We start from the raw sequence: 15,997 nt of genomic DNA on the forward strand, positions 1-15,997 counted from the left end.
CAATTTATAAAACCGGGTTCTGTTCAGTTAAACGCCAGCGTCTCCCCGTCTTCAGGCATCAAATATTCCACGCCGCGCTTTGCCAGCAAGCCGCGCATTGTATAACGGGTTATGGATGCATGCGCCACTGTATCCATATGGCTGATGACAATCTGCGCATCCGGTACGGTCCTGGCAACCGCTTCCACATCTTCGTCATTCATGATTAACCGTCCAAAACCGACCAGTTCCGCAGCGCAGGCGTTCAATACCACCACATCCGGCGTAAAAGTCTGCAGCGTCTTTTTTATTTCTGTAGTCCAGATCGTATCCCCTGCAACATACAGTGTCTTTTCCTGTTTTGCCTGAAATAAAACACCGCATGCTTCTCCGCAGGGTTCTATCACGCCATGCAACGCCGGTGTCCGGGTGATTGAAACATCACCGCAGGCATACGCGGTTTCCCCTAACACAAGGACCTGTTCAAAGCCGGATGCACGGAACACCTTGCCGTCTGTTTCATTCTGCACCAAAACAGGCACCGTTTTGTCCAACAATCCTCCTACCGTGCCATCCGGCGCCATGTCAACATGGTCAGGATGAATATGCGTTACAATATAATAGTCTACGCCTTTCAGTATTTCCTCTACCGGTTCAGGCAGCGCGCACATTGGCATCGGTATCCCTTCTTTCGCTGTATCCGGAACATGAAACGGATGATTCGGGATATCCAAAAAACATCCCATCCGTCCTTTTTCCAAAAGCCAGGGATCTATCAGAAACGTCTTGCCTGCATATAAAACGCGAATCGTTGCATTGCGAATCTGTTTGATTTCCATAAAGCACCTCCACCGTTTTTTTTAATTATAGCAAAACAGCCGCAGAAAAATCTACGGCTGTTAGAAAAACTTCAATTTGTCAGTCCATTTTCTTAATCATTTCGGCAAATCTTTCCAGCCATGGAATAATGATTTGCTCATTCGGGCTATAATCGAGCTGTTTCCAAGAATCCGGATCTTTGGCAATCTCAATTATTCCAAGCATATAGCTTACATCTTCATGTAATGAACGCGGATTCCACGGCATCTCATCAATGTCAAATGAAACTGTTCCCGGAGCAATTTCATTCACATCTTTGCGTTCTATTAGATAATTGATTAGATCTTTCTGACTTTCTGTCATGGCTATATCAGAGGCTGCTTTGATTATCAATTCCAAAAAACAATCTGTCCCCTGATTGGACATGGTAAGCCATTCTTCTTTTGGTGCCGAACTATTAAAACATATAATATTGCTCATAATACTTATGCCTAATCTGAAATCATGTTACGAAATCAGCCTGTATATAATCCTCTTTTATCTAAACAGCCATAACATACATAATCCGACTATAACCATAGCTATGCAGAAAAACGGGTTGGAAACATACAACAGCATAATTGTCTTTACAAAAGCAAAAATACCCAACAGCACTAATCCGACAGAAATTGCTTTGTTGTTTTGCCAATTAGACAGTACAGCCATACCCAGGAAATAAATCAGGCAGACTTCTAATGTCAGCCCCAAAACCCAGGTGTCTACCAGCATGATTTTAATTTCCCTACAGATTACTTCAAACATACTAACAGCTCCTGAATGGCTATCATGTTCCTTTAAATCGCGATTTGTATCAACAGTCTCATCTATAATTCATTATAACAAAACATCCGCGGAAAAATCTACGGCTGTGAAAAAAACTGCAATTTGTCAGTTATCCGATACTCTATTTTCGTCGTGTTAAGACAGCACGTTCCTTTTATTTGTATTCTCAGACTTCCTGACTATACTCCTCCTCGTCCTCATTTTCCATATCTGCCTCAATATCAGGGGGCAGAGCTTTTTTGCCAGAATACAACTTTACCCAGCTCAGTCCCTTCTTGACCTTGCGGTTATAGGCTATCATCATCGCCTCGGCAAATCCCATCGACCCAGCCTTGCGTTCCTTTGCCAGGCGGGATATCTCACGAGATGAATATGCGCCGACCTTCTCCTTGAAAACATCATCCCTGAGAGTATCTCCGAAAGCAGCAATCAGTATCGCTATGCCCTTGAGAATACCCGAAGACAATGAGCCTGCCTCCCCTTCCCACGCCCCGACGCAAAGCCGTATCGAACGGTCGAGGACATGGAACCCGTATTTTTTATAAATGCATTCCAATGAAGATACCGCGCATATCATTCCCGGCGCTTTGGTTTTGGATATCTTCAAGTCGTAGGATTCCACCAATGATTTTATGGCCATCTGGGTCTCATTCTCCGCCTCAATGTTGGCCATAAATATCTCATACGGAGCAAGTCCTTTGACGAATCTCTGCTGATTAGCAAATACATCCGCCTCGACCTTGTAATCCATGTCATCATAGACCATGCACCATACCGGAGTATCACGGGAACCTGAGACAAGCGCCACCACCTCGATCGTATGCTGACCGTTGAAAACATAATTTATCCCATTACGGCGGCTGACCTTGACCGGGTTTATCTGATAGAGGTCAAAATTCTCCGCCGTTTTTTTTACGTGCTGCACGGACAGGCTCCTTTGGTAGTCCTGGTTGGATACCAACCTTTTTATCGGTATCAACTCAAAATGAACATCCGGCACAAACTCGTCATACTCTTTCATTAGGATTCCCCCTTAATGCGTAAAGCATTTTATCTACAGTTGATTTCAGACCGGTGAGTTCCTTTTTCAGACGGTCTCTTGCCTCCGTCGAAATCTCTTCCATGTTTGATGTTCCCCTGACTCGGATGATACTGCTGACCCAAGAAGGTATGGTGAGGGAAAGGCTGACGATTTCCGCGTCCGGGTCATAGGCAGGCATATCCTTTATCGATACAGTAGCCACCGTTCCGGCACTGCCCTCTTTTGCCCCACAACGGCTTTTGACAGACCACTGTCCAGCTTCCTGAGGCTCCGTCATCAATCGAAGACACTCGCTGCTGGCAGCATCCGGGGGAAGTGAGGCCAGTTTGTACACCTTCTCAAAGGACAGTTTCAACTTTCCTGCAAGATGCTCGTCCACAAATTCTGGGGAATGGGTCCGTACCATATCCAGCGCCAGTGTATAGGATTCATATTTTCTGACAGTCATATATGCAAGGGAATATTCTGCCCCGATTCGTTCCCTGACATGAGTACGGGAAACATTATGCTTCGCAAGCTTCATGACGGGGTGTTCCTGCCCTGCAGCACTCTCCCCCAGCTTCCGCATCTGAACGAGCCCTATCGTCCGCTCCGCAAGACTTCTTTTCCCAATCAGGTATTTTCTCATTTCCTCCGTCAGCGACTTTCGAAGAAGCTGGTTCTTGCAGATCCATGCGACCGCTTCCTGATAGCTGTCCAAGGAAATGCTCACCAGACAGAACGGGATACTCTCCCTGTGGCAGTATTCGTAATACTCATGATCTACAAGAATCGTCCTCCCCCAGACCTTTACGCCTTTTTCACCTCCGCAACTCCTGATATCTTCCTCCATATCGCTGAACTCTACCAAATCCAACCGGGCCACCAGGCGTTTTAGCGCCGGGTCCGTCTCCAACTGGTACAACTGCTGTTCCATGGACAGCCCTCCTATTCAATGACCTGACAGGACGGATCTTCCATGGAAAAAACCGCCATGTGTTCCCCTGATATGATTTCCCCCTCGATTCTGTAGCTTTTTCTACCATTCCATTCCGGACAGAGTTCATGGAGCGCGTACATCAGGGATTTGCTGTACAGTTCGCAATCTTTTTTCACTGTGCTTTTGCGAACACGGTGCGCCCTTTTTTCATCCTGCATGCTGCACTTTATCCCAAGAGTATGTTCCTCAGGGTTGATGATGAGCATGACGAAACCGGGGTCGCCCAACGCATGCAATGTATTCTTATGGATACGTATTCTGTTCTTTTTCATGTCGACCACTATAGATGGTCTAAAAACTGTAGATTCTTCCATTATTCGTTCTCCTCCTGCGTTTTTTTCTCGGAGGTTTTTTCCGCCACCTTGTTATGCTCCTGAATGCCAAACACCGTATAGCCGTTAAAGATATTGACCTGCAGGAGTTTTCGATGCTCCTCCACCGGAAGTCCGAACTGATTTTCCCATTCGGCAGGGAACACAGGGCGTCTCGCAGTCTTCGGCTTCTCCCCTTCCTTGGTTTTCCTCAGATATATCTCTGTCGCCGTCAGGTCGAACACTATCAGTTTTTCTTCCCCGCTCCGAATCACTTTCCCCAGCAGCTTGTATCTGTAGTCTGCGTTCCATGACATCAGGTTTATGATTTTTGCGAAAAACACTCTGCACGTTATCTGCTTGGGTCTCCTGACATTGTTTTTTACGCTGCACCACAGGAACGCGTCTTTTTCATCCTCGCCAGCAGGACGAATCACCAGCTTCTTCTCCCCCGAATTCACCAGTATCTGTACATAGTTGACGTCCTGCATCCGCCTCAGGCATCCCATGTTGACATACACCTTGCTCTGGTTGAAACACAAGGACGGTTCATACATATGGGCAAAGAATTCTCCCCGCACCACCTGATAACCCTTGTAACTGAAGGAATCGTCCTGTACAATTTCATCCTCCGCATAGGATGCCTCCCCTTTACCTGAATCCGGAGGTTTTCCCATGCATGACGGTCCATCCACAGCTGTTCTTTTACGCCCTGTTTCCGGTACTGTCTGCTCCATCCGTCTTCCTCCCCTGTTTTTTCTCCTCAATGATTCTATTGATTCCCTGCGCCAGTTCATCCGGCGGGGTAGTGTTCAGTTCCGTGTTGGAAAAGGGCTGCGCCTTTTCAGTTATCTGCCATGCCCCGTCAATATCGATAGTGGATAGTTCCCTTGCTTGGGCATGACGATAATAGTTGCTGCCAAAGTTATCCGCCCACGCAGAAGGATATGCTTTTATGGAACTACGTGTATTGGGAACGACCGGTTGCACATCTTTACCCAACAAATTTTCCACTTCACCATCGCTACCGTTCAAAATCATATCCCGAGGCATGAACACTTCCGTTTCCTTCATATCAAATAGTATCACGCTCTCCATGTTCTTATGTCTGCGCACACCCTGGACGCGGTAGCGGTATTCCGGTTCCCAGCAAAACAGCGAGTAGATAGTCTTTAGGAACGCAACTCCTGTAATGGTTCTCGGCTCACATCCTCCTTTTTCATTCGGTTTTCCCCAACGTATCGCATTTCGGTCATCCTTTGTAGTTTGTCTGATAGCAATAAGGTGTTCCTTCGGATGCACCAGCATCTCGATAAACTCTACATTTCCCAGTTTTTGCAGGCAGGTTTTGTTGAACTTTACTGTTTTTAAAGAGAAAGTAACACAAGTCTTCTCAATACTGTCAAAAAACTGAGACCTGGCAATCTCAAATCCGCGAAAATCAAAATCTCCGGATTTGGCTTCAATTTGCATAGGTTCGGAAGAGCCGATAACGTCTTCACTGTACACGCTTTCAGATGCTACTTCATAATCCACATCTCTGAAACCGGACCAGCGTGGATTGACGGATACGAAGCCCTTCAATGCGCCTTCCCGAATGACCTGCAGTTCCGGAAGTATCCCCTTGTTCCCGTATTTCGCATTATCTATAAGATGCTGTACTGCAATGAAATCATCCATGGAGATGATGGCCTCATGGTGTTCCCGCCACCGATGCTGTGTACGGTCGCCGGTGTTCTTTTTGGATTTATGGTTCAGGTAACTGGGGGTAAATGTCTTACGGGTGAGCACGTCCCCACAGTGCCGTTCATTTCTGAGCTGCTGCAGTATGGATGCCGGAGACCATGTGGTGTTCCCCTTTTTAGTCTCGCACTCCAGCGCTGTCAACGTCTCGGCGATTTGCCGGCAGGTATAGCCGTACAGGTACATGAAAAAAATCAGGCGTACCGTCTTGGCTTCCTCCTCATTGATAACGAGTTCACCGTTTTCGTCATGGTCATACCCCAGAAGAACGGGAGTCAACACGATACCATGGGAAAAGCGCATCTCTATGGAAGCGTTCATTATGTTAGATTTCACATGGCTTTCCTCCTGCGCGATGGTGGCAAGAAAGGAAAGACCCATCTCCGCATCATCCTTCAGGGTGAAAATATGCTCCGTCTCGAAAAATACCCCCACAGGTGGTTTTAGTGAGCCAAGTTCACGGGTGATGCCAATACAATCAACAATATTCCGCGCAAAACGGGATACGCTTTTGGTGATTATCATGTCGATTTTCCCGTCCTTGCAATCCCGGATCATACGGACGAAATCTTCCCTCTTTTTCAGGGATGTCCCAGAGATGCCCTCATCCGCATAAATTTTGACCAGGGTCCAGTTCTCATGACGCTTCACCATGTCCTCATAATAATTCTTCTGCAATTCATAAGAGGACGTCTGGTTTATGTTATCCGTTGATACACGGACATAGACAGCCACCCTTCGGGGGACGTCATCATAAAAATCAGGTCTTTTCCTTGCAGGGATAACTTCCAGCACACCCGGGTCTATGCCTTTGTACCGTTCCCTGATTTTCTCTTTCTGTTGTTCCCTGGATAGCGGGGTCTCTTTCATACTACTCCTCCATAACTGTTATCACAGCCATTATAAAGAATATTTTCAGGAAAAAGAAATAACCACAGGTATAGTTCCCTACCTGTGGTTATAGTTTTATAAAAAAATATTAGATTCAGGATTATTTCCGTTTCCGGTTATCTATAAAAACAGCCTTCATGCTGCGTAGAGTCTGAAGCATCGCTTCCTTTTCAGAAATGGTACAGCCTTCTGTGATTTCCTGAAACTCGCTTGCAAATATAGCATTCACTTCCGGTACATCTGTGCGGAGCAGCAAATCTGCGGAAATCTGAAGGACTTCTGTTATGCGCATGAGGATGTCCACCCCAAAGTTTGTTCTCCCCGTTTCTATGTCGCCCATATGGGAAAGGGAAATATTCAGTCTTTCAGCAAGTTCAGCCTGACTCAAACCACGCTTCTTTCTTGCGTCCCTGATTCTAACGCCGACCCCTTTCAAATTACCATCCATCACGGAAGCTCCCTTCACAATCTCTACTATTGACAATATTATCTTGAATAGGCTATATTTAAAATAGCCTATAGTATATAATCATTACTATAGTACGCATAATGGTTATGAATTTTACCTGACGGGAGATGAAAACATGAATTTGAATTACAAACACATCGGCCGCCGCATCCGGCAGGAAAGGATACGAAACAACCTATCCCAGGAAAAACTTGCGGAGATGACAGATTCCTCCCCACAATACATCAGCCATATTGAAACCGGTCGGAAAAAAGCCAGCTTGGAAATGCTTGTCAGAATCGCCAATGCTTTGGACGTTACTGCAGATCAGCTTATCGCAGAGAATCTGACTGCCAGCAGGTATAGATGTGACGCAGAACTGAGCCGCCTGATTGCGGGATGTTCCAGCTATGAACGGCGTATCATTTTGGACATTGCTCTGGCAACAAGATATAGCTTAGAGGAAAACCGATGGTTAATCATCACGGATAAATCATAACCATCTAATTCCTTCCAGACAATGTACTAATGGTGTAGTAGTAGCGCTATTGGTATGATAAACAAAAAAACAGTGTATCATCAGCTGCCAGTGGAATACTGTTCCTTTAGCATCAATGCCGTGATGGCCAATCGTCTATTTTTTCTTTGTTATTTACTTTTGTTTAGCGGCGTTGACCACCCTTTTCAGTTTTACGATAGCAACACCAACCCCGTCTCCAATCATTTGCCGTACATGCGAAAACTTTATTTGGAATAAAAAATATCTTTTTTAAATTTCGCTTGACATCTTCTTCTAGATGAAATATAATAAAGGCACAAAATTTCTTAATTAGTTTAGAGAATGGAGATAAGACCGCTATGATGTTTAATTCTGAATATTTTAAAAGTGAACACGGAAAATGCCTGCCTACGATTCGTCTTCAAAAAATCGAGCTCAACAATCTTAAAAATGTGGAGCACGGCGAAATCGTATTTAACTGCGGACGGGAAAAGGACGAGTCCGGCACTCAGGCAGATATTTTAGGACTGTATGGTCAAAACGGCTCAGGAAAAACGTCTTTTATTGACGCTTTGTGCATCCTGAGGCGTTGCCTGATGGGAGAGACCTTGAAAGAGCGCTTTGCAGAATGCATTGCAAAAGATGCTGATTCTGCACGGCTGGTTTATGTCTTTGATTTGCGGTATCCTGACGGGCGAAAAAGGACCGTCTCCTATGAATTATCTTTATCTGCTGTAAAGAACCATGAAGCAAATCAGGATCTGATGTCCCCTGCGACAGGCGGACAAAATCCAAAAATGAAGCCGATGGTGTTTGATGAAGTTATTCGTATGGGCGGAAACTTTGAAAACAAAACGGTGAGACTGCATCCCGTTATAGACATGAGCACCAAAGCGTCGCTCTTCTCACCCGATTCCAAGGTGAAAGTCCTGTTGCCCAATGTAAGCCAGAAAACAGTGATCGACTTCGCAATCAACAAAAAGCTGGCGCAGGAAAGAGCAACATCACTTGTTTTTATGGACGAAACAATAGAGATATTCAGAGATTACGGTTATTCTGAGTATTTTCAGGTGATTTTGGAACTTAAGTTTTTCGCTTTTTACTATTTACATATTGTTACCACAGATATGTCCGGTATGATACGTTCCAACCTGGGAATTCCTTTCTACACCAGATTTGGAATACTGACGCTTAACGTTAGCAAGCCCAACACGTTAAACAACGTCTTTTTCTCCATGATGCAGGACCAGTTAGAAGATATCAACGTTGTTGTAAGCAAGCTGATACCCGGCCTGTCCGTCTGCATGAAGGAAATCACTACGACCATAATGAAGGACGGGTCACAGGGACATACGTTCGAACTGATGGCTGTCCGTAACGGTCGTGAACTCCCGCTGCGATGCGAGGCTGACGGCGTAAGGCGCCTTATTTCCGTACTGAACCTGCTGGTAGCCGTATATAATGACCCCTCATGCACTGTGGCTATCGACGAATTCGACGCCGGAATTTTTGAATATCTTCTGGGCGAGATCCTGCAGCTGATAGAATCTTCCGGACAGGGCCAGTTCATCTTTACCTCGCACAACCTGAGACCGCTGGAAGTTATTAGCAACAAATACCTCTATTTCACAACTGCAAATCCCGCTAACCGATACATTCAGTTCAAGGGTGTAAAGCGGACAAGCAATTTGCGCAAGCTCTATTTCCGTGACATTCTGCTGGGAGGCCAGGACGAGGATATGTATGAAAGCGGACAACAGTATGAAATCGCCATGGCGTTCCAGAAGGCCGGAGCAAGAAAGAAGGAACGGTATGGCAAAAACAGCTAAAAACAAAAAAGAGCGCAAAAAAGTTGTAATATTCTTGGTAGAGGGGCAAAGCGAAGTCATTGCTTTAAGCAACGAAATCGAAAAATTCTGCAGCAAGTATTATGACAACGTCATAACCCGGTTGGTCCTGATGGACGATGACGGTAAACAGGGCGGGGATTTCACCTCAAAAAAAGGAATCGATCCCGATTGTCTTGAAAAATGTATACATAAATTGTATATTAGAAAACTTGCCGCAAATTATGGTCTGTATGAAAAGGATCTGGCAGAGCTTGTACATATCGTTGATTTGGACGGAACTTTTATTCCAGACGACAAAGTCCTTTGTGACGAATCCCTGGCAGAAAAGAAAGAAAACATTTATAAAGACGACTGTATAGTCACGTATAACGCGGATAATATTAGAGAGAGAAATCACAGAAAAGCGGCAAACATCAAAAAAATGTTGACTATGAAGTGCGTCGATATAAAGGCCAAAAGTATTCCTTACAGCGTATATTATTTTTCCAGTAATCTGGACCATTTTTTATACGGCGAGGCAAACCTGGAACCGGAAGAAAAATGCAACAGGGCCAGAGAATTCGCGGAATACTGTTATGACAATCCGGATAATTTCAACGAGACTTTTGCCAATACTGCTTTGACCGCATCCCCGGGTATGTCATACGAAGATTCATGGGAAGAAACATTCCAAGGAACGAACTCCCTTAATCGCCATACAAACCTCAATCTGTTTTTTGAAAGTAAAAAGAATGCTAAAGAAACCGATGCCCCGGAAACTCCAGTCGAAGATTAAACCCGCCAAAAGGCAGTAATCATCCGCTTTCATTTATAGACGGGGATGTTATTTCTAATACATACATTCAAATCTAATGTGAATACCTTGTACACAAAAAAGCTATAAAAATTAGGCCCAATATCGGCATCCAAAAGGATGCCGATATTGTAGTCTTCATTCAAGTTTCCGTATAGCTTTTTCACAAGTTATGCAAATGTATATTTTCACCCCCACAATTAATAGTCAAAAGTTGCGATATCTCCGTATGTTCTGTGGCACACTATCAGCGGTTCGCTATTTTCATCCACGAATTTAACGGCATTGACATGTTCATATTATTCGTTTAGACTATTTGTAAAGTCTAATTCAACCTTATAAATTGCATTTCGGTTAGATATATATGACTCAGCGAAAAAGAAGTATCGTATTTCATCGAATGAAGGGGAAGATCAAAGAATAATGTCCAAAATTTTCAGAACCAATAAAGCCTCATTAATGTTACTGAAACTGACGTATGAATTATATAGATTGGAAAACACGGTGGAAAATAAAGCCCAGTTTACTTGTTGTATAAAAATGAATTTATATAATTTAATTGTTGATATTTCTCTTATATTGCTTATATTGCTTTCATCTAATGTGATTAATGTAAAGAATGACACCCTGCATACGAATATGCTGATTTTACTGGCAGGCATTTTTTTCCTAAATATAATTAATGAAGCAGTAATACAAATCTATTTAAATAAAAAGGATGCATATGAAAAAGCAGAGGTATACGCAATGGAAATTTTAAATAATGCACCAGAATTTGCGGTTTTTAATGATAACGAAAAGAAATTTTTTTTTAAATTGTACGTCAAAAGGCTGAGGAAATAATCAGTATTCAAATAACCGTAAAAAAGCCTCCTGTGTTAAGTTTGATATGCCTAACAACACAGGAGGTTTTATCATGCAAGGTGATGTAAAAAGTTTGCCCGCTTGTAAATATCTTTCTCGCTTAAGGATTCCCCAAAAGCCTTCCATCGGACCGCAATCAGGGCATTTGGCAACACGGGGCATGCCTTTTTATCATGAAGGCTTCCATAAAAAAGTTTCTCATGACCTTCAGCCTCTCTATGTGTATTATAACAAAACCAAGCCAAGCTTCAGAGCAGCATATTTTTAGCAATCAGGTCAATTGCGCCGTATTTAACAGGGGTTTCACCAAAATATCAAGATTGGTCCTTCTTTGGAGAGAATTTACTCCAGCTTCCGGCCATTTCCAGCTTTCCTCGTACTCCAATTTGTTCGTTGAAAATTCCAGGATTCGATTCTCAAACAGATAAGGCTGCTGTTCTGCCCTTTCTTGAAACTCGTTTGAACGCTTCTTTTTTTCTTTCTCTGTTGTTTTTATATCATCCATTTTTAGATTCGCTTCGTTAAGAAAAACATGGTCGGCGTTACAAGAAAAGAAGAATACTCTATAAGGAATAACCAGTTTTTCCGGTTCTTCAGCCGTTTTCCCTTTTTTCCTTTTCGATTTGAAAAAGAGTTCTCTTTTCTGGATCAATTCCCTGAGCACGGTAGACTTTGTTTTATTCCGGGTTCTAATCTTATCCGGCTTGTCAGTAAATATTTTTCCCTGTTTATCATCGTACCAAGCCTTTTTCTGACCTGGTTTAAATTCCACGCATGAATTCGGTATGAACACACCATCTAGGTCCACGATCTGAATGATCATTTCAATATCTTCAAGTTCGCACACGAACCGACCTTTATCCAGAGCGGCCTTTACATTCCTGTCAAGCGCCTTTAACACGGTCTTTGCGTTAGCATCTAGCCTTGACATCAGGTCTCCACTTGTGTAATGGATTTTAACCCTATATTTTCCAGGGAACGCAGAATCGTACAGCTTCTGAAGTGGAGATTCCAAAAACGCGAGATCCGACGCGCCCTCCACAATAAAAAGAATAAACTTTCGGCAAAAAGAAGTCGCTGCGGTTTTAGCCATTATTCCCATCCCCATCGTCCATCTGAACTGCATCCAATATATCAAGCATGTCGCCGCCATTATAATATTTAATTGCGGGGTCACCCAGCGCTAGCTTACGGTAATACAGTCTTCGGAGGTTGTTTTCCGCTGCCACGTACCTCATGCGCACGAAACGGTTTCCTGGGTCCGCTGTGGCAAACCAGATGCATTCTTTTGGCAATACTTCCAGGATCCTAAAATTGTGGGAAGTAAAGATAAGCTGCCCGCGCCCGTAGTGTTTCATCAGTTCGATCAGCTGGCAGAGCAGGTATTCAAAAATGCCGTTTTCAATCTCATCAATGACCAGGCATGTGCTGTCATCGTTAAGCACATCTACAAGCAAAAAGCTCATTGATATCAGCTTTAGCACGCCCTCTGATTCATGTTGAAGCGATATCTCCCTTCCATCCCGGATGCTGTACAGATAGACCAGCCTATCCCCTTTTTCCCATTCGTAGGTCTTATTTGTTCCATGTTCTGCATTCCAAGCTCTTTCGAGCCCCTTATCTGTTTCATCCAGAGGATAATCTTCTTTTGCTTGAAAAACCACCCTATAACCAATTTCAATATCTGGTAAAAGGACATGTAGGAATTTCTTGACCGTTTTAAACCAAGGAACAAAATACTTCCATGCATCTAGATGTACAATAAATTCGTCCCCTAGCGGAATATTTAAATCACGTGTACGTGAAAAGTGAACGTTAAGCCAGTAACTGTTGCCTTGTCTGTCAATCAGCTTCCGGGAGCTGCTTTGCACAACGGAAATAAAATGCGGGATAAGCAGAAGGGTTCGCAACATATCTGATTTGATAACTGGCATTTTGGCTTTGGCTGTTCCTTGTTTCAACATGACAAGGGAATTCATCATAAAATCATGCGCCATAGAAAAAGGCAGGGAACGGTTGCCCTCCTTTTTAATACGCCCTATCTTTGCTGCCAGCTTTGGGTCGTCCTTTCGCACAAAAAAGGGAACCTTGCTGGCCGGCCCAAAACCATATTCGCCTTCGCAGGACGTATCAAATACCGGTTGCAGGCGGATTTTCTTTCCATCAAAGTCCCCACCCATCCGGATTTCTTCCCGGCCGATTTTGGGCAGTTGCCCTTCCGTGCCCGGAAGAATGCTAAATGAATAAATTACGCTCTGCAACTGAAATTCAGTATGTTTGGATTCTGAAGCAGGGTACATCACTTCCATCTCAAACTGAAGCCTTGCTTCCGTTGCGCCTTCTCGGACACACTGCCCGACATTCTGCATTTTGAGTTCTGCCCCTGTCATCAACGCAACTAACAAACTAATAGCATTAATTACGGAAGTTTTTCCCGTTGCGTTCGGTCCGTACAATCCTGTAAGAACCGACCTTGGTTCGGCTTTTTTCCCAAAAAATACAATCTCACCGTGCTGAACACTTTTAAAATTGTCCAGCACTAACCGTTTTAGCCGCACCCTAGGCTTGACAGGGTTAAAGTCATCAAGTTTACCATGACCGGAACAAATGAATTGCGCTTTAGGTTCCATTATTATTTAACCTCCATAATAAGAATTATGTTGAAGCCATCCGGGACGAAAAGCCGAACCGGATGGCTTATCCGTTAGCCCGTAACTCGTTGCCTGCGCAAACGCTCGGCTGAAGCAGTGAGATCACGGAACTCCGCATTCAGTGCGTCGTACCGGCTCCAGGCCTCCTCTTCCTGCCGATACAACTCGGCACGTGCCTGGCTATTGGCACGAAGATTCCGCATCTGCGCCTGCAGGTAGGCAATCTCCTGCTGCTGCCGTCTCATCGCAGCAAGCAGTTCCTGCCGCTGCTGTTCGGCAGCTTTTGCCTGTCGATTCAGCAGGTAGGCGGCTGTCCCCGCTACGCCTGCCATCTGAAGCATGGAGCCCTTCGTTGCAGCAGCAACTGCCGCGCTGCCAAGACTGCCCGCAGTGCCCAAGGCTGCACCACCAGCACTACTTACCGCACCCAGGGCTGCACCGCCTACACTACCTGCAGCACCAAGAGCGGCACCACCAAGAGCACCGGCCGTACCAAGTGCCGCACCGCCTACACTACCTGCAGCACCAAGAGCAGCACCACCAAGAGCACCGGCCGTACCAAGTGCCGCACCGCCTACACTGCCCACAGCGCCAAGAGCAGCACCTAAAATCGGAAGAAAAAACATAGACATCACTCCTTTTCTCAAGTACAAATTGTTTTTCCCGACCACTTCAGTCTATGCATAATATAGCATAATCTTTTCCGGTTGTCAAGTTTTTTGTAGAAAATCTATTAATTTTTAGATTACTCAAATTTTCTTCATGATACATACTTATTTTCTCAACTTTGCTTTCTTTATGTTCCATAGTCTTTCACAAAATACTCAATACCTAGCAGTCTAACTATTAAGTTATGCAGCTCCTGCATATTATCCCAGCTACGTTAAAATGATCAGGTTTAACTTATCCTTGTCTTGTCGCCCTGAAAACGACCATATTTATTTAAAATATGGTAAGATTTAATCAAGACAGGATAAAAAAACTGAAATACGCTCAACAGAAAGGATGTTAGAACATGAAAAAGAATTTTCTGGTGATGATTCTGGCTGTGCTGTTGATTACAGCAGCCAATCTCTGCTATGGTAACAGTTTTAATTTGGACGGCATTTACAGAAATTCGCTGTATAACTTTTCAATCAACTACCCCATTACCTATGAATCCGTTTATAACCCAAATGCGTTGGTTGAACTTGCGGATACGCGCAGCGACTGCACCATGCACATCATCGTACATGACATGCGTGGTTCAGGCATTGAATCCCTGACGGAACGGGAGGTCTTAAACCTGCTCAAGCAAAAGAACGACATCGCCATCCAGGAAGGCAGGATTGCCAGCATGGGAATGTCGGTCCTGTACCAGGGATTTCTCCTCACCAAGGACCACAGCAATGAGGTTTATCTGATCGATACGGTTACAAGGGATGGAAATGGTGTGGAAGTCTTTGCCAGAAACGGCTCTATTTATGCCGGAGGCTATATCTATTCCATAACATTTATGGGAAACTTCGCAGAAAAGCAGGCATTTGACGATCTTTCTATTCACGTAATCCGCAGCTTTGTGAATTATTGACATAGGGCGTTCCCTCCTGAGCCGTTGCGGCACCCGGTTTCTGCAACAACAGTTTTTCGCCGGAGTGCCCAAGCTATGCTTTTTCTCCCCGGGAGGCGGGCTCAACATGCATTCTTGCGGGTATTCAACCCGGGTCATTTTTCATGCGGTTTTGTAGTTTCTTAGATGCAATGATATAATAGTAATGCCCATCTAAATCGGCAATCGGATATAAAGAAGGTGAACCCGTGGCTAAATCGCCAAAAGAGACTAAAGGGACTGGCATGCACCCGGCAACACGGTATGAAAACACCAATGAGCCTTTCAAGAAAAATATTTGGCTTTTATGTATGCACTTCCGGCTAAAAAGAGCAAAGGGCGAATTCAGCTGCGATTTATTGCCGCATAACTGCTCTTATGCTGCCTACTGCCCTGCATATGAGGAAGACACCTACCCGCAGACCAAAGCCATACGAGAAAAGCGCTATAAGAAGTATTTGGACAGCAAAGGACAGCATTCAGGCAATAATGGCAACAAAACGAAACGGCACAATAAGCAGCCATCAATCACCCGGGCAAGCAGTCCCAAGCCCAAAGCCAAAGCCAAACCCAAACCCAAACCCAAGCCCCAGCCTGCCAATCTTAAGGATTACCTGGCTAAGAACAAGGGGCATTTTATAATGGCTCCTCCCTGCCCAAAGACAAAAGTTGATGAAAACAAAAAGCTGCTGCATGCATCCGTCGATAACCCGAAACA

General features: G+C 44.4%; 18 protein-coding genes and 1 pseudogene. 7 read left to right on the forward strand and 12 right to left on the reverse strand.

Going from position 1 to position 15,997, the window contains the following annotated elements; translation table 11 throughout:
• Positions 1-23: 23 nt before the first annotated feature.
• From BM159_RS11445 to BM159_RS11485, 9 genes are all read right to left on the reverse strand, one after another.
• On the reverse strand, positions 24-818 hold the full coding sequence (locus BM159_RS11445) for an MBL fold metallo-hydrolase (protein ID WP_093913387.1): 795 nt from the start codon (positions 816-818) through the stop codon (positions 24-26).
• Positions 819-897: 79 nt separating this feature from the next.
• Positions 898-1,278 (reverse strand): hypothetical protein, encoded by a 381-nt coding sequence (locus BM159_RS11450; protein ID WP_143089446.1) that lies wholly within the window; start codon positions 1,276-1,278, stop codon positions 898-900.
• 57 nt (positions 1,279-1,335) lie between these two features.
• On the reverse strand, positions 1,336-1,599 hold the full coding sequence (locus BM159_RS11455) for a hypothetical protein (RefSeq protein WP_093914347.1): 264 nt from the start codon (positions 1,597-1,599) through the stop codon (positions 1,336-1,338).
• A gap of 187 nt (positions 1,600-1,786) precedes the next feature.
• Positions 1,787-2,641, reverse strand: coding sequence for a DUF6551 family protein (locus tag BM159_RS11460; protein ID WP_093914348.1), 855 nt, complete (start codon positions 2,639-2,641; stop codon positions 1,787-1,789).
• Complete coding sequence (locus BM159_RS11465) at positions 2,628-3,578, reverse strand: hypothetical protein (RefSeq protein WP_093914349.1); 951 nt, start codon at positions 3,576-3,578, stop codon at positions 2,628-2,630. The genes BM159_RS11460 and BM159_RS11465 overlap by 14 nt, the downstream gene beginning before the upstream one ends.
• An 11-nt stretch (positions 3,579-3,589) precedes the next feature.
• Positions 3,590-3,955 (reverse strand): hypothetical protein, encoded by a 366-nt coding sequence (locus tag BM159_RS11470; RefSeq protein WP_093914350.1) that lies wholly within the window; start codon positions 3,953-3,955, stop codon positions 3,590-3,592.
• Entirely contained in the window at positions 3,955-4,689 is a 735-nt protein-coding gene (locus tag BM159_RS11475; RefSeq protein WP_218149588.1) for a hypothetical protein, read from the reverse strand. Before BM159_RS11475 ends, BM159_RS11470 begins: the two co-directional genes overlap by 1 nt.
• Entirely contained in the window at positions 4,658-6,565 is a 1,908-nt protein-coding gene (locus tag BM159_RS11480; protein WP_093914351.1) for a recombinase family protein, read from the reverse strand. The genes BM159_RS11475 and BM159_RS11480 overlap by 32 nt, the downstream gene beginning before the upstream one ends.
• A gap of 121 nt (positions 6,566-6,686) precedes the next feature.
• Positions 6,687-7,034 (reverse strand): helix-turn-helix domain-containing protein, encoded by a 348-nt coding sequence (locus BM159_RS11485; protein ID WP_093914352.1) that lies wholly within the window; start codon positions 7,032-7,034, stop codon positions 6,687-6,689.
• 136 nt (positions 7,035-7,170) lie between these two features.
• Between BM159_RS11485 and BM159_RS11490 the strand changes: the two genes are divergently transcribed.
• The 5 genes from BM159_RS11490 (at position 7,171) to BM159_RS12070 (ending at position 11,308) form a co-directional block, all read left to right on the forward strand.
• On the forward strand, positions 7,171-7,533 hold the full coding sequence (locus BM159_RS11490) for a helix-turn-helix domain-containing protein (protein ID WP_093914353.1): 363 nt from the start codon (positions 7,171-7,173) through the stop codon (positions 7,531-7,533).
• A gap of 359 nt (positions 7,534-7,892) precedes the next feature.
• The gene (locus BM159_RS11495; protein ID WP_093914354.1) at positions 7,893-9,362 is read left to right on the forward strand and encodes an AAA family ATPase; all 1,470 of its coding nucleotides are present in this window, start codon (positions 7,893-7,895) and stop codon (positions 9,360-9,362) included.
• Complete coding sequence (locus BM159_RS11500; protein ID WP_093914355.1) at positions 9,346-10,158, forward strand: hypothetical protein; 813 nt, start codon at positions 9,346-9,348, stop codon at positions 10,156-10,158. The genes BM159_RS11495 and BM159_RS11500 overlap by 17 nt, the downstream gene beginning before the upstream one ends.
• 441 nt (positions 10,159-10,599) lie before the next feature.
• Positions 10,600-11,019 carry a hypothetical protein gene (locus tag BM159_RS11505; protein WP_093914356.1) on the forward strand — a complete coding sequence of 140 codons (420 nt, stop codon included), beginning with the start codon at positions 10,600-10,602 and terminating at the stop codon, positions 11,017-11,019.
• A 73-nt stretch (positions 11,020-11,092) separates the two neighbouring features.
• Positions 11,093-11,308 carry a hypothetical protein gene (locus tag BM159_RS12070; protein ID WP_177206043.1) on the forward strand — a complete coding sequence of 72 codons (216 nt, stop codon included), beginning with the start codon at positions 11,093-11,095 and terminating at the stop codon, positions 11,306-11,308.
• 3 nt (positions 11,309-11,311) lie between these two features.
• Here BM159_RS12070 and BM159_RS11515 read toward each other — a convergent pair whose 3' ends face one another.
• The 3 genes from BM159_RS11515 to BM159_RS12075 all read right to left on the reverse strand — a co-directional run bounded on the left by BM159_RS11515 (position 11,312) and on the right by BM159_RS12075 (position 14,317).
• Entirely contained in the window at positions 11,312-12,133 is an 822-nt protein-coding gene (locus BM159_RS11515) for a hypothetical protein (protein ID WP_093914358.1), read from the reverse strand.
• Positions 12,126-13,670 (reverse strand): AAA family ATPase, encoded by a 1,545-nt coding sequence (locus BM159_RS11520; protein WP_093914359.1) that lies wholly within the window; start codon positions 13,668-13,670, stop codon positions 12,126-12,128. The genes BM159_RS11515 and BM159_RS11520 overlap by 8 nt, the downstream gene beginning before the upstream one ends.
• A gap of 74 nt (positions 13,671-13,744) precedes the next feature.
• Complete coding sequence (locus tag BM159_RS12075; RefSeq protein ID WP_177206044.1) at positions 13,745-14,317, reverse strand: hypothetical protein; 573 nt, start codon at positions 14,315-14,317, stop codon at positions 13,745-13,747.
• Positions 14,318-14,706: 389 nt separating this feature from the next.
• Here BM159_RS12075 and BM159_RS11535 point away from each other — a divergent pair, with 389 nt between their 5' ends.
• A complete protein-coding gene (locus BM159_RS11535) occupies positions 14,707-15,261 on the forward strand; it encodes a hypothetical protein (protein WP_093914362.1) in 555 nt (184 codons plus the stop codon).
• A gap of 227 nt (positions 15,262-15,488) precedes the next feature.
• Positions 15,489-15,997, forward strand: a pseudogene (locus BM159_RS11540) (hypothetical protein); the annotation flags it as partial.

The sequence above is a fragment of the Succiniclasticum ruminis DSM 9236 genome, assembly GCF_900112895.1.
In the GTDB taxonomy this organism is placed as follows: Bacteria; Bacillota; Negativicutes; order Acidaminococcales; family Acidaminococcaceae; genus Succiniclasticum; species Succiniclasticum ruminis.

Coding starts and splice junctions, on each gene's coding strand:
- BM159_RS11445 (WP_093913387.1), bottom strand. CDS start 818: ATGGAAATCAAACAGATTCGCAATGCAACGATTCGCGTTTTATATGCA.
- BM159_RS11450 (WP_143089446.1), bottom strand. CDS start 1,278: ATGAGCAATATTATATGTTTTAATAGTTCGGCACCAAAAGAAGAATGG.
- BM159_RS11455 (WP_093914347.1), bottom strand. CDS start 1,599: ATGTTTGAAGTAATCTGTAGGGAAATTAAAATCATGCTGGTAGACACC.
- BM159_RS11460 (WP_093914348.1), bottom strand. CDS start 2,641: ATGAAAGAGTATGACGAGTTTGTGCCGGATGTTCATTTTGAGTTGATA.
- BM159_RS11465 (WP_093914349.1), bottom strand. CDS start 3,578: ATGGAACAGCAGTTGTACCAGTTGGAGACGGACCCGGCGCTAAAACGC.
- BM159_RS11470 (WP_093914350.1), bottom strand. CDS start 3,955: ATGGAAGAATCTACAGTTTTTAGACCATCTATAGTGGTCGACATGAAA.
- BM159_RS11475 (WP_218149588.1), bottom strand. CDS start 4,689: ATGGAGCAGACAGTACCGGAAACAGGGCGTAAAAGAACAGCTGTGGAT.
- BM159_RS11480 (WP_093914351.1), bottom strand. CDS start 6,565: ATGAAAGAGACCCCGCTATCCAGGGAACAACAGAAAGAGAAAATCAGG.
- BM159_RS11485 (WP_093914352.1), bottom strand. CDS start 7,034: ATGGATGGTAATTTGAAAGGGGTCGGCGTTAGAATCAGGGACGCAAGA.
- BM159_RS11490 (WP_093914353.1), top strand. CDS start 7,171: ATGAATTTGAATTACAAACACATCGGCCGCCGCATCCGGCAGGAAAGG.
- BM159_RS11495 (WP_093914354.1), top strand. CDS start 7,893: ATGATGTTTAATTCTGAATATTTTAAAAGTGAACACGGAAAATGCCTG.
- BM159_RS11500 (WP_093914355.1), top strand. CDS start 9,346: ATGGCAAAAACAGCTAAAAACAAAAAAGAGCGCAAAAAAGTTGTAATA.
- BM159_RS11505 (WP_093914356.1), top strand. CDS start 10,600: ATGTCCAAAATTTTCAGAACCAATAAAGCCTCATTAATGTTACTGAAA.
- BM159_RS12070 (WP_177206043.1), top strand. CDS start 11,093: ATGCAAGGTGATGTAAAAAGTTTGCCCGCTTGTAAATATCTTTCTCGC.
- BM159_RS11515 (WP_093914358.1), bottom strand. CDS start 12,133: ATGGCTAAAACCGCAGCGACTTCTTTTTGCCGAAAGTTTATTCTTTTT.
- BM159_RS11520 (WP_093914359.1), bottom strand. CDS start 13,670: ATGGAACCTAAAGCGCAATTCATTTGTTCCGGTCATGGTAAACTTGAT.
- BM159_RS12075 (WP_177206044.1), bottom strand. CDS start 14,317: ATGTTTTTTCTTCCGATTTTAGGTGCTGCTCTTGGCGCTGTGGGCAGT.
- BM159_RS11535 (WP_093914362.1), top strand. CDS start 14,707: ATGAAAAAGAATTTTCTGGTGATGATTCTGGCTGTGCTGTTGATTACA.